This window comes from Secundilactobacillus kimchicus JCM 15530 (genome assembly GCF_001433995.1).
In the GTDB taxonomy this organism is placed as follows: domain Bacteria; phylum Bacillota; class Bacilli; order Lactobacillales; family Lactobacillaceae; genus Secundilactobacillus; species Secundilactobacillus kimchicus.
In genome coordinates, this window is the sequence record NZ_AZCX01000003.1 from 38,524 (window position 1) to 51,932 (window position 13,409).

The window sequence follows — 13,409 nt, forward strand, 5'->3', positions numbered from 1 at the left end:
AATGTTATAATATCCTTTATTAGCCGTCAATAAAACGCTTACAATAATATTTAGGTAAGGATCGGGATTGGTTACGAACCGCGGCATAATAGTAATATACTAGTTTTTTAAAATAATTCCGTCATTTTTTAACCTGTATATTTGATACCTTTAGCCTAAATCTTTGGTATTTAAAATTTGGGAGACCTCATTATGAATGATAAAGTATTGAATCAACTAATGAAACTAACAGCCACAGAGAAAAAGCGGCTCAAGTATCAGGAATTTTATGATGATGTTCCGAAAAATGCTTACGCTGAAATGGGCCCGGACTCCATAATCAATAATTTCTTTTTCGAGCAGAAAAAAATTTATATTAGTCGTCACAATCGATTCTCTCCTTACCCCACTCACTCCCATACATTTTTGGAGATTAATTATATGTTGCGAGGAAGCTGTGATGAAATTGTGAATTCAACCTCAATTCATCTGAACCAAGGCGATATTTTATTGATCGATATTGGCTGCCCCCACTCCATTGATTATTTAGGAAGTGGTGACTTACTAATTAATATTTTATTTCAAGATACCGATATTAATATCGATTTGTTAAGGGGAATGAAAAGTAGCAAAAGTGTCTTGTATAAGTTCATGTTAGACAGGAAAACTTCTCAGAAGACGCCTGAGCCTTTCTTACTTCTCTCACAATTAAATGACCCATCTATCATCGAAACTTTGGACAAGTTAATTGAAGAATATTATCTTCAGCGAGAGTTTTCTGAAACAATTATTTCTTCATACCTCTCAATATTAATTGCTCAGATGACCAGAAGTTTTACTGTCCAGAGTTCGGCCGTACTCTCTAAATCCCAAGTTTTAATTTCCGATATACTACTGGATATTGATAATAATTTCAAAACCATCACCTTGAAACAAACAGCGCAAAAATATGGCTATAATAAAAATTACCTTAGTAATTTATTCAAGATAACATTAGGAAACTCTTTTTCTGAAGTGTTAAATCAAAAAAGAATTATGCAGGCTCATAGTTTGCTTCAGATCTCGTCTGCGCCTATTTCTACAATAATTAAGGAAGTAGGCATTAGTAATAAGAGCTATTTTTATTCAAAGTACAAAAAAATGTTTAACCACACTCCTGGAACCGATCGGGACAATTAACTTTCGGAACAATTCTGCTGTTAATACAAAAAAATGTTATTATCCATAGTGAAGTGCCCCGTAATAGTCGGCCCAAAATCTGACTATTACGGGGCACTTCACTTAAAGATATGACACTTTTTATCAATGCTTTCCCACAGCCGGCAAATTATCATCTAACCAGCTCTCAACCTGTAAAATATGTCGTCCGCCAATTTCTCCTATGCGAGGGCTTCGGGCGCAGCAGGTTGGGGCGCTAGTCCCATGCGGGCCAACACCCAGTCGTCATAATTCCACTCTTCAGTTGCCCGGCGTGATTGCCAGTAGTCCCATTCGGATTCGCGTTCCATCTCAATGACTTGCCCGCCAGCACCGACGGAAACCCAGTTATAGGATCCGTTAGCGTGAGCGAATTTGACCCACATAATTGGAATCGCAACTTGCCGGTTAGCATCGTCAACGAAGCTCCGAGACAGTTGGTCAACTCGCATGTAGGATAAGTCACGAGCATACTGCGGGTCTAATTTTTGAAATAACCGTTTAGCAATGGCGACTGCCTCGCGCTTTGACGGCATTTCGGTCGTCGAACGCTCAGCAAAGTTATTGTAGCTAATTAGCCGACCATCATCACCATAAACAACCGTCACGTGAGGCCCGTTCATGACCACCGGCTCTGTCATCTGATACCGCTCAACAGTGACGGTCTCGTGGTTACGTGTCCGAGAATCACTGGCAATTAACTTAAACTGATCCGGGAGTGTGAGTTCCGCTTGAAACTGACCGAAAACTTGAATAGATTGCGTCATTTGATGACCTCCTCAATCAAAGGTTGCGTCAATATCCTGAAGTGTTTTTCGTAATAATTCTTGGTCCGCAGCTGGAAGTGCGCCAAAAGCCTGCTGATTAAGTTGCTCAATCGCCGCTTCAATCCGTGGCACGAGCGCCTTACCAGCCGGTGTCAGCGTGACTTGCCAGGTCCGCCCATCCGTCTTATCAGGCGTTTTTTGAACCAAGCCAAGTTGAATCAGTTGGTCAAGCCGCCGGGTGACGTTGCTGTGGCTTAGGTAAATCCGCTTATACAACTGGTCTTGTGTCAGCGGTTCTTTGGTGTCGATTTTTAAAATGAAGTAGTAGTTATTAGCTGTTAAATTAAGTGGTTTTAGTAACTCGTTTAGCCGGTTCTGCAGTTTTCTTGCGGTGATATTTAGTTGTGAAACGAGTGCGTCACTTTCTGTTGTCATCAAAATATCCCCCCCCTTTCAATGCTTCGTTAGTTTATCGTATTTTATTTGCTTTCGCAAACAAAATAACTTCAAAAAAGAACAGACAAGCAAGCCCATTCCTTTTGAGATTTTAAAACATTCTTCACCTATTTAAGTTCCCGATTCCGTCGAATCTCCATTGGCGTACTATCATATAACTTTTTAAAAAGCTGAATTCCTAACCGCCTATTATTTAAACCATGCTTCTTAAATAAATCGTTTACTGGAATATTAGTATTCAATACATCTTGATGGATATGTTCAAGCCTCAATTGACGAATGTATCGTGTTAACGTCAGTCCCGTATCAATTTTAAATTTTCTGCTCAAGTAATCTGGATGATAATGAAACCTATTAGCAATCCCATTTACAGATAATGGTTCTTGGTAATGCTTGTACACATAACTCAAAATATCCTTAATTTGACTTTTTTCGCTTAATTTTTTGGGTGCTAAACTCACGCTATATTTTGTAATTAATCGATATAACGCATCTAGCATTTTGCTATTAAAAAGTAAAAGATATCCCATTTCTTTCTGAGCATATATTTTTGTCATCTCTTTGAGCAAACTCGCAATGGCCTGATAGTCGTATGACCATTTGTCTCTTTCAGAGGTCGGCAATGAGAATAACAGGAGCTCGCTATGTGGCCAATAGTGATTCAAATAATCCACGGGAATTTGTAATACCAAGGAAACGTTCGCCAAGTTAGATGTCGCATGAAGTATTTCTGATCCCACAACTACAAATTCATTTGGCTTGAGCACTACTTCTTGGTGGTTAAAATGAAAAGTGACCTCACCCTCTAAAACAAGCACAATTTCAATGTGAGAGTGCCAATGCAGTGATTTAAATCCAGCCGCTTCCTTTGACAGGAAAATTCGCACCCCGACATCAACATTGTCATTGATAATTTCATGCCTTGAATCTGAAACCATTAATATCACCACCCTTAACGGTTAAATAGATTAAAAAAGAAGCAGCCTGTTCACTGCTTCTTAGTATACCATTGCCATATTTACACGGAATTAGAGCCTCTTCCAAAGCGGTAAACTAAGGAAATCATAGTTTTCTGCCATCCATTTACCATTTTCGGGTACTTCAATAACGCGCCCATCCAGAATATGTTCCCATTTACCCTCTGGCAAGTAGTAATCCACATCTCCAGACTCCGTCATCACTGGTGCAACCAACCAATCGCTTCCAAGCATGTACTGCCGATCAAGCGTCGCCGTATTAGCATCCTCTGGAAATTCCATATACATTGGTCGCATAAGCGGAATTCCCTGCTTGACTGCTTCCCGGGCCTGTCCATAAATATAATCCATATTGTCCATCTTGAGTTGCGTAAACTTGCGCGTCACTTCGACGGCTTCTTCGTCAAACAACCAAGGGACCCGATACTGAATATTCCCGTGGTATCGGGAGTGAGAGGACAGTAGCCCAAACTGCGTCCAACGTTTGTAAATTGCTGGACTCGCATTTTCTTCAAACCCACCAATATCATGACTCCAAAAAGTGAAGCCAGAAGACAGAAAACTTAATCCGCCTCGAAGACTATCAGCCATTGAATGGAATTGGCTCAAATTGTCGCCACCCCAATGGATAGGAAATTGTTGGCCTCCGACCGTTGCGGACCGAGCAAACACAACGGCCTCATCTTCGCCCTTCATTTCTTTCAATAGATCAAATACTGCTTTGTTGTACCGATGCGTGTAATAGTTGTGCTCCCCTTGCGCATTGTTTCCATTGGCAAAAACGGCGTCGTGCATCGGAATTCTTTCCCCGAAATCGGTCTTGAAGCAATCCACACCCATCTCAACCAGGTTTCTTAACAATCCTTTATACCAATCCACTGCCTCTGGGTTAGTAAAGTCAACGTACGCTAAGCCTGGTTGCCATAAATCCCATTGCCAAACGTTCCCGTCCCCTTGTTTAACGAAGTAACCTTTTTCCTGACCAACCTTAAACAGCGGAGACTTTTGCGAGATATATGGATTGATCCACACACAAACCTTCAGTCCTTTATCATGAAGCCGTTTGAGCATTCCTTTTGGATCTGGGAATTGTTCCTTATCCCATTCAAAGTTGCACCATTCAAAGCCCTTCATCCAGAAACAATCAAAATGAAATACGGATAGTGGAATGTGACGCTCAGCCATACCATCAATAAACTTCATAACCGTTTCCTCAGAATAATCCGTGGTGAATGAAGTGGAGAGCCATAATCCAAATGTCCATTCTGGCGGTAGGACTGATCCCCCCGTTAACTTGTTATACTTACCCACAACATCTTTCGGCGAATCGCCTGCAATAATATAGTACTCTAGCGATTCTCCCCGAGTAGAAAAGCTGACGCGATCAACCACTTCGTTAGCAACTTCAAAGCTAGTTGGTTGACTCTCATTGACAAATACACCGTAGTAAACGCCAGGTTTGCCAGCCACCCCGGACTTACCAGCGAGATAGAATGGAATGGACTTATATGATTGCTCAGAACCAGTACCGCCATCCATGTTAACGGTATTAATGGTTTGGCCATTTTTGACGAAGTTACCAAACCGCTCGCCAAATCCGTAGACGTTTGTCCCAGGTAGCAAACTAAGTTGTTCACGCATAAAGTGATCAGCTCGTTTTACACTACCAGGAGTGGCTAAGCTCTGAGCGCCCGCAACAGTGTTGGGATGCATGACTTTTCCTAGTTCCTGCCCACTCAAATCTGCAATTGACGCCTGAGCTTTATACTCTGAACCCGTAATTCGTGAGCCATTGTAGTTAAAGTCAATATGGAAGCGGTCATGCAATGACGCAACGAATTCCAAATTGCCACTCTTTAGCATCGCTGTATTGTCATCCACGTTAATTGTTGGCTGGACCTTTTCAGGATAAAGTTTGAACAGTGGATTATGGTCATCCTGATCAAAATGCTTAATCTCAACACCAATCACATCCTCGGCTGGTGTTGAAACAGTGATAGTGGACATACCGACATCCAACATTTGACTTCTCGAGTCAATCGATTGGTACGCGGCAAAAACTCGGAGGGCCTCGGTCCCGTTTTCAGTTTCTCCTGAAACTTTTGAGGCATCAAAAGCTTCGAGCGGCGAATTAATTAAATATTCGTCTTTCGCTAGCCAATACCCATTACTAAATTTCATCTTTTTCACCCATATTCTTAATTTTAATTTTTAACACTAGCCATTTCAGCTGCATGCTTTTTATCCAAGTCTGCAATCATCTGTGGTTCTAGTTTATCAATGTTGTTAAACATCAAGGCTACAGCTGAAGCGGCGTAACCAATGAATGGAATCCAGATGAAGGAGAAACTGATCGCAGTTAAAGCGGTAGAAGGTTGTTGTCCTGCATAATTAGCGGCTGAAATATAGTGCCCACTGGCCAGAACCATGGCCATCAGCATCCCACCAATTCCCATTCCTAACTTAGCTGAAAATGAAGAGAACGATGTCACAAAACCTTCCGCACGAATACCATTTTTCCATTCGCCGAAATCAACAGCATCTGACAGCATAACCGCAATTAGCGCACCTGTAAGGCCATACGAGATATAGTAAAGAACAATCCCGATTAAAATAACAGCAACGTTACCGTTCATTTTGTCGGCAACAAATAGGATAAGTTGAGAAACAGCCGTTCCGACCATCCCAAGCATCATACAATTTCGCTTACCAATTTTCCCAGAAATCAATGGCACTAATGCTGTTGAAGCAAGCGTAATAAAAGTTGCTGCTAAGGTTAATGATCCCAATGCTTCGTTGTGTAAAACGTACTTAAAGTAATAGGGAAGTGAACCAGATCTAACAGAGAAGCCACCCCAGTAAATAAAGTTAATGAAGATGATGATCAGCCATGGATAATTTCCCTTAAGCGCTTTGACTGACTCGCGCATCGGAATCGACCGCAATGAGTCTTTAGTCACGACCCGTTCCCGAGTCCCTGCAAATGCGATTAGAAGGCACGCAGCTGTGATAACTGCTAAAATAATCGCCCAAATGAACCAACCTAAAGCAGAAGAAGTTGATTTCCCATTCGAATCGCCGAAAAGACCACCCAGAAATGCAACAGCAGGCAAGGTCAACGGGAGAAATATAGCGCTTCCACTATTCCCGAAAAATTGGCGAATCGTTGACAGCGTCACCCGCTCTTGGGGATTACTGGTCAAAGACGGTAAGATCGACGTAACTGGAATGTTAATTCCCGAATACAAAACCTTGGCACCAATATAGGCGACATAAACCCAGATTACTTTACCAGTTTCAGAGAGACCAGGTAGGTCAGTGAAACACATCACACAGAAAATAGCGAATGGAATTGAAAACCACAGCCAGTAAGGACGTGATTTACCCCAACGAGTTCGTGTTCGATCAATAAACTGTCCCCAAACCAACCCATCAACTGAATCAATAATAGCTGTAATTGCAAAAAGACCAGCAACAGCGGCAGCTCTGACGCCCATTGTGTCCGTACAGAACACCATGAAATACGTTCCGACAATCTGAAAAATCGTGTTACATCCGAAATCTGACATTGCATAGGCAATTCGTTCCTTAATCCCGACCTCGTTTGGCCGTTCTTTGACCGACGAGACCGGTTTAGTTTGTGCGCTTGTGTCCATATTTCTATCTCCTCAATACATCAGATTTTGTGAGTTGTGAGTATTGTGTGAACGCATTTCAGTATATTAAAGCGCTTTCATAACAACAATATTTTCGTAACGACACGTCAGGATACTGTCGTCATGATGTCAGATTTGGGTATTTATGTTGTTCTTTCTAATCTTTTTTTAATTTTGTTGTTTTTAGAATCTACGCCAAGCACCTCTCTACTCTGTTTTTTAAAGACAATTTTAAAATATATTTTGATCGCAAAAATGGCCCCGCTACTGTTAACAACAGAAACGGGGTCATTACTAATCAAACCGTATTTATTTGCTGAATCTCTGTTACATTTTAACTTTTTACTGAGACCTTTATCACTAGCTGCTCAGTTGCATTTCAATTTTTTTAAATCTTACCCACCAACTCAACGCCAGGTGTCAGCGTCTTCTCACCCGGTTTCCAGTTAGCCGGGCAAACTTGGTCGCCGTGTTCGGCCACAAATTGTGCCGCTTGGAGGGTCCGCAGAATCTCCTCAGCATTGCGCCCAATTCCCATATTGTTAATGGTGTAAGATTGAATCTTGCCTTCTGGGTCTAAAATGAAGACACCACGGTAAGCTTGACCGGCTTCCTCGTCTAAAACACCGAAGTACCGAGCCAACACACCGGCTGGGTCGGCAATCATTGGATATTCCGTCTTCCCCACTTCCGGGCTTTCAAGATGCCAAGCTTGGTGCACGAATTCGGTATCTTCTGATACTGAATAGATCTCAGCGTTAATGTCCTTAAATTCCTGATAATGGTCCGCCAAATCACCTAATTCAGTCGGACAAACAAACGAGAAATCAGCCGGATAGAAGAACAATACTGACCAATGACCCAAAAGGTCCTTTTTCGTCACTTCCCGAATACTCAAATCCTGATAAGCATTTACCTTAAAGTCATCAATTTCTTGTCCAATCATCGTCATATGCGTGGCCTCCAGAATGTTTTTGATTACTTATAGCGTACCGCAACTCGATGAGCTATTCAATAATAATTCTAAAGTGGAGAATAAATTGGTTAATTTCCTTACGCCCGTTCGATGTGAACATGCTATCATTTGAACAGACATAAAATGATCGAGGTATTGCGATGACTCAAAGATCAAACAAGGATAAGAGTACGGATAAGCTCTATCAAGCACTGATTCAGATTAAGGCTGATCAAATTGATTATCGAACTGTTACCGTTCAACAAGTGACCTCCTATGCCAATTTATCACGTCAGACTTTCTACCGTCATTATCGCTCTAAGGATGAAATCATTACCTCTCGCATTCATGAGTTTAAGCTGAGCGCCCTGCATCGCTTCAGTCAATTATCTACGCTGGATGCAGAAACAATGATCAGTTACTTGATCACCTATTGGAACGATAACCGTTCCTTTTTTGCGTTAATTGAATGGGCCGGTTTAAGATATGTCTTAATTGATAACATCGCCTTTATGAATCAGGAAATCATGAAGCAAAATAACGTGGTTCACTTAGACGAGAACTACATCTCAAACACATATGCAGGAGCCACTTACATGTTCTTAAAAACCTTTCTCGAAGGTAGTGAAAAAAACGTTAACCTGCCTGGCGTCATTCAGTTGTTCTTAACCCTAATTAACCACTACGAACTACTATTTAAATAGTGACACTTTTATGGAATTTGGTACAGGCGAGCCCTCAAAAGTTTGATATTCTAAGATCAAATGTGAAATTAATATCAAACTTTTCTCAGGAGGGGTTCCAAATGAAAATTACCGCAGCAGTTGCTCTTAAACAGGGCGACCCTTTAGTTATTAAAAACGTTAACTTAAATCGTGACCTCAAGTCAGATGAACTATTAGTTAAGACCGTGGCCAGTGGTATTTGCGGCGCTGATATCCAAGAAATCAACGGTGGGCCGACTGGCTTCGCACCAATTCCAATGATTATGGGCCATGAAGGCGCTGGCATTGTAGAATCCGTTGGATCGAGTGTGACTGAATTTCAACCGGGGGACCACGTTACTGTGTCTTACGCCAGTTGTGGGACCTGCAAACAATGCGTGGCTGGGCGGCCATACGCGTGCGAGCGAATGAATGAATTGAATTTTGGTGGCAAAGATATCGATGGCGGGACGCGCTACGAACTTGACGGTCAACCACTTAGTTCATTTTTCCAACAGAGCTCCTTTGGTAACTACATGAAAGTCCAAGCCCGCAATGTTGCAAAAGTAACTAAGGATGTCGACTTAAAGCTACTCGGACCACTTGGATGTGGCCTCCAAACTGGTGCTGGTACAGTGCTTAATGACCTGAAGCCTCAACCCGGTGACGGCATCGTGATCTTCGGAACTGGTACCGTTGGGCTCGCCGCTATCATGGCAGCGAAGGTCGCTCACTGTGACCCAATCATCGCAGTCGATATTGTTGATAGTCGGCTCGATCTAGCTCTCGAACTTGGTGCCACCAACGTCATTAATAGCCAAAATACCCCTGATGTTCCCGCAGAAGTGAATAAAATTAGTGCAGGCGGCGTTGAATTTGGTGTTGTGTCCGCTGGCATTAATGGTTTGGCTGAAAATGCCGTTCGTTCTACTAGCATTTACGGAACTGTTGCCATTGTCGGGGGTGCTTTTGAAGGAAAATTCAATCTTGCCCAAGATGTCTTAATCCCAGCGCGGACAATTCGTGGTGTTCTTCAAGGATCATCATTACCAAAACTATTTATCCCCAAACTAATTAACCTATATCAGACTGGACAATTTCCGTTCGACAAGTTAGTGAAATTCTACGATTTGGCTGATATCAACCAGGCCATCGCTGATTCAAAGTCAGGAAAGGTCATCAAGCCGATTCTCATTATGCCTGAATAACCGCTAACACCCATAAATCCAATGGATTTATGGGTGTTTTGTCGTTCGTATGACAGTTGGCCTAAAGCTGGTATTTTAGCTTATTTTTCCCACCCACAAAGTGTGTAATGGTGCGCTCTTGCCCACTTCAAAGTGTGCTTGGTAATCTTACCAGCATTATTTAACCCACGGCAGTGCCTTGAGAAATGGTACTTCTTACCATGGTGTGGTGCAATGTACACAACTCTGGTTCTAGCTTGAACATCAGTTGGAACCGTGGGAATGGCGCCACCCATGGCTAAGGTAAATGAAAGCACAATGGTACTGGCAATCTTTGTGAAAGTCTTCATGTTACTCCTCCGAATAAATAAGTATAATGGCATGATACACATATTAGATTACCATAAATTTTCAAACCAAAAAAATTTAAAACCAATTTTTTGCGTACGAAACCCAATTAACGTTTTCACTTGACACATATCTAATCATGTTCTAATATAATCACATTGAATCTTACGAAATTAACAGACAAACCTCATACTACGTTGAGGGGAAGAGTAGACAACTGTTAGTCACACAGAGAGTGCCACTTGTTGAGAAGGCGCGTTTAACCGTTGTTGAAGATGAGCCCTGAGTATGGCCGTGGTGAAAGCCGCTGTCACGTTTGACCCCGTTAGCGGTCCTGGCTTCGCCGATTGGCCGAGCTTTTAAGTCAGTAATTGTGAGATTACTGAGAACAGTGGTGGTACCACGTCTTGTTTGACGTCCCTGTAGCTTATAGCTGCAGGGATTTTTTGTTGGTTAATTTCGGAAGATATCGCACACAATTTTAGGGGGATTTTATCATGAAGAGAAGTACGAAGTGGATTTTATGGATTATCGTTGCAGTGGTTATCATCGGAATTGGTTGGTTAAGCTTTGGCCGCGGCAGTGCCTCGAAATCTAAGACCGTCACTATTGGTGTTATCACACCAAGTAAACAGGAAAATGCTGTTTGGAATACCGTTAAGAAAACAGCTAAAGACAAGTATGGCATCACCATTAACTTGAAAGAATTCACCGATTACTCACAGCCTAACAAGGCTTTAGCAAGTCACAACATTGACCTGAACTCTTTTCAAACAGTTGGTTTTCTAGATCAATCAAATGATGCCAACCACCAAACATTAACCCGAATTGGTGACACCATTATCACACCAATGAGATTGTACTCCGACAAGTACAAGAAGCCTTCTCAAATTCCAGCAGGTAGCACAATTGCCGTTCCTAATGATACTGCAAACGAAGACCGTGGGATTCGCCTTTTGGCTAGTGCTGGCTTGATCAAGTTGGATCCCAAGATTCGTTTTACAACGCCAAAGGCCATCACTAGCAACCCAAAGCATTTGAAGATCAAGGCCGTTGATGCCAACTCAACCGCCCGCGCTCTACCAGACGTTGCCGCCTCGTCAATCAACGGTGGTTTCGCTAAGAACGCCGGTGTTCCACTGAGTAAGACCATTTTCACAGAACCATTGACCTCCTACTCTAAGCAATACGTCAACGTTATCGTTGCTAACAAAAAGGACGTCAACAACAAGATCTACAAGCAAGTTGTTAAGGCTTATCAGACCGCTGAAAACAAAAAGCAAATTGAAAAGCAATTCGGTCAGTTGGAACGGCCAGCCTGGACCATTGATTGGAGCAAAATTAGCGACTAACGGAGGTACACTATGACGGAACCCATTATTAAATTAGAAGACGTCAACGTGACGTTCCAGCAAAAAAACCAGACATTGCCAGCCGTTCAACATGTCAACCTTGATATTAATCAAGGCGATATTTACGGCATCGTGGGCTATTCAGGTGCCGGCAAATCCACGTTATCGCGGACCATCAATTTGCTGCAGAACCCCACTAGCGGGAAAGTGACCGTCAACGGGCGCGTCTTCTTCGACCAAAAAGTCACGATTAAAGCGAAAGAACTACGCCAGGAACGCCAAAAAATTGGCATGATTTTCCAGCATTTTAACTTGCTCAATGAACAAACCGTTATTCAAAACGTGGCCTTTGCGTTAAAGCACAGCAAACTCAAGGAAAAGGAAATCACGGCCAAAGCTAAAGAACTATTGGACCTAGTCGGCTTAGGCGAATACGCGAACTCGTATGCCGCACAACTTTCTGGTGGACAACAACAACGAGTGGCCATCGCTCGGGCATTGGCCAACGACCCCAAGATTTTGATTTCTGATGAGTCCACCTCCGCGCTGGACCCGCAAAACACTAACCAGATACTGGACTTATTGAAGGATCTCAATAAGCGGTTGAACCTTACCGTTATCTTGATCACTCACGAAATCGACGCTGTTAAGCGAATTGCCAATAAAGTGGCCGTGATGGATCATGGCCAAATCATCGAAAAAGGCAGCTTAATCGACGTGTTCATTCACCCTAAACAAGAACTCACGCAAAAGCTAATTGGCTTCAACGACGGTCCTTTGAAGGCTATTGGCCTGCTAACCAAGAGCGGTGAGCGAACGCAGGACGAAACCTTCGTGAAGCTGACCTATACCGGTGGCGAAGTCAATGAACCAATCGTTGTGAAGTTGTACAAGGACTTCAGTGTCGCTGCAAATATCATTTACAGTAACGTGGACTTCTTAGGTGACCAACTTATCGGGACACTGTTTATTAGCTTACAGGGTGACGATGCTAACATCCGATCATCCATCGCGTACTTGAACAGTCACAACGTCACGGTCGAAGAGATTCAACAGGGAAAAAAACAAAACGAAAGTGAGGCTGAAGCCGTATGACAACATGGTTTGCACACACATTTCCAAACGTCGTTTACCTCGGTTGGGGCGGATCAGATGGCTGGGAAACCGCCATCATTCAAACCCTTTATATGACCTTTTGGCCCGCTATCTTCGGCGGTATCCTAGGCCTACTATTCGGGCTTGGACTTGTTCTCACTGAGGACGGCGGCGTCCTTGAAAATCACGCATCATTTACGTTCTTTGATAAGGTTGTTTCGCTTTTTCGAGCGGTTCCATTCATTATTTTGCTGGCGTTTATTGCCCCAGTGACTCAAAAGATTGTCGGCACTCAAATTGGAACCACAGCCGCATTAGTCCCACTTTCACTAGGGGTCTTCCCCTTCTTCGCGCGTCAGGTGCAAGTTGCCCTGAAGGGTGTCGATAAGGGTGTGATTGAAGCCGCCCAATCAGTTGGCGCAACGTTATCTGACCTCATCTTTACCGTATATTTGCGGGAGGCGCGATCAGAGTTAATCCGGGTATCAACGGTGACGCTGATTAGCTTAGTTGGTCTGACTGCGATGGCTGGTGCGATTGGCGCCGGTGGCCTCGGAAACATGGCGATCGCTTACGGGTACAACCGGTTTGCCAACGATACGACGCTTATCGCAACCCTACTTGTTTTAGTGTTAGTTCTAATCATCCAATTTTCGGGTGACTTCCTTGCGAAAGTATTCAATCATAAAGCCGCCTAAATCGGCCACTTCCACAAGAAACTGTTGAATGAGGAGGC

The 13,409-nt window shown here is 42.9% G+C and carries 13 protein-coding genes; 6 read left to right on the forward strand and 7 right to left on the reverse strand.

What is annotated here, in order from left to right; translation table 11 throughout:
* Positions 1-192: 192 nt before the first annotated feature.
* Complete coding sequence (locus FC96_RS04770; protein ID WP_056942205.1) at positions 193-1,158, forward strand: AraC family transcriptional regulator; 966 nt, start codon at positions 193-195, stop codon at positions 1,156-1,158.
* A 200-nt stretch (positions 1,159-1,358) separates the two neighbouring features.
* On the opposite strand, the gene FC96_RS04775 is transcribed toward FC96_RS04770, so the two are convergent.
* The 6 genes from FC96_RS04775 to FC96_RS04800 form a co-directional block, all read right to left on the reverse strand.
* Complete coding sequence (locus FC96_RS04775) at positions 1,359-1,943, reverse strand: hypothetical protein (protein WP_054660093.1); 585 nt, start codon at positions 1,941-1,943, stop codon at positions 1,359-1,361.
* A 12-nt stretch (positions 1,944-1,955) separates the two neighbouring features.
* The gene (locus tag FC96_RS04780; protein ID WP_156403160.1) at positions 1,956-2,378 is read right to left on the reverse strand and encodes a MarR family winged helix-turn-helix transcriptional regulator; all 423 of its coding nucleotides are present in this window, start codon (positions 2,376-2,378) and stop codon (positions 1,956-1,958) included.
* A gap of 128 nt (positions 2,379-2,506) precedes the next feature.
* The gene (locus FC96_RS04785; protein WP_056942207.1) at positions 2,507-3,337 is read right to left on the reverse strand and encodes an AraC family transcriptional regulator; all 831 of its coding nucleotides are present in this window, start codon (positions 3,335-3,337) and stop codon (positions 2,507-2,509) included.
* 90 nt (positions 3,338-3,427) lie between these two features.
* Positions 3,428-5,557 (reverse strand): alpha-xylosidase, encoded by a 2,130-nt coding sequence (gene yicI, locus FC96_RS04790; protein ID WP_054660103.1) that lies wholly within the window; start codon positions 5,555-5,557, stop codon positions 3,428-3,430.
* 23 nt (positions 5,558-5,580) lie between these two features.
* Positions 5,581-7,032: a glycoside-pentoside-hexuronide (GPH):cation symporter gene (locus FC96_RS04795; RefSeq protein ID WP_056942208.1), complete on the reverse strand. Its 1,452-nt coding sequence runs from the start codon at positions 7,030-7,032 to the stop codon at positions 5,581-5,583.
* A 388-nt stretch (positions 7,033-7,420) separates the two neighbouring features.
* Positions 7,421-7,984, reverse strand: a complete 564-nt coding sequence (locus FC96_RS04800; RefSeq protein WP_056942209.1) for a redoxin domain-containing protein — start codon at positions 7,982-7,984, stop codon at positions 7,421-7,423.
* A gap of 164 nt (positions 7,985-8,148) precedes the next feature.
* Here FC96_RS04800 and FC96_RS04805 point away from each other — a divergent pair, with 164 nt between their 5' ends.
* Both FC96_RS04805 and FC96_RS04810 read left to right on the forward strand, forming a co-directional pair.
* Positions 8,149-8,691 (forward strand): TetR/AcrR family transcriptional regulator, encoded by a 543-nt coding sequence (locus tag FC96_RS04805; protein WP_056942210.1) that lies wholly within the window; start codon positions 8,149-8,151, stop codon positions 8,689-8,691.
* 101 nt (positions 8,692-8,792) lie between these two features.
* On the forward strand, positions 8,793-9,899 hold the full coding sequence (locus FC96_RS04810; protein ID WP_054660107.1) for an NAD(P)-dependent alcohol dehydrogenase: 1,107 nt from the start codon (positions 8,793-8,795) through the stop codon (positions 9,897-9,899).
* An 80-nt stretch (positions 9,900-9,979) separates the two neighbouring features.
* Here the strand turns inward: FC96_RS04810 and FC96_RS04815 are convergent, their stop codons facing one another.
* Complete coding sequence (locus tag FC96_RS04815; RefSeq protein ID WP_054660109.1) at positions 9,980-10,228, reverse strand: hypothetical protein; 249 nt, start codon at positions 10,226-10,228, stop codon at positions 9,980-9,982.
* 495 nt (positions 10,229-10,723) lie between these two features.
* Here FC96_RS04815 and FC96_RS04820 point away from each other — a divergent pair, with 495 nt between their 5' ends.
* From FC96_RS04820 to FC96_RS04830, 3 genes are read left to right on the forward strand one after another with little or no spacing between them, the layout of a single operon-like run.
* Positions 10,724-11,578: a MetQ/NlpA family ABC transporter substrate-binding protein gene (locus FC96_RS04820; protein WP_054660111.1), complete on the forward strand. Its 855-nt coding sequence runs from the start codon at positions 10,724-10,726 to the stop codon at positions 11,576-11,578.
* A 12-nt stretch (positions 11,579-11,590) separates the two neighbouring features.
* On the forward strand, positions 11,591-12,673 hold the full coding sequence (locus FC96_RS04825; protein ID WP_056942211.1) for a methionine ABC transporter ATP-binding protein: 1,083 nt from the start codon (positions 11,591-11,593) through the stop codon (positions 12,671-12,673).
* Entirely contained in the window at positions 12,670-13,371 is a 702-nt protein-coding gene (locus FC96_RS04830; protein WP_054660113.1) for a methionine ABC transporter permease, read from the forward strand. The genes FC96_RS04825 and FC96_RS04830 overlap by 4 nt, the downstream gene beginning before the upstream one ends.
* Positions 13,372-13,409: the final 38 nt, after the last annotated feature.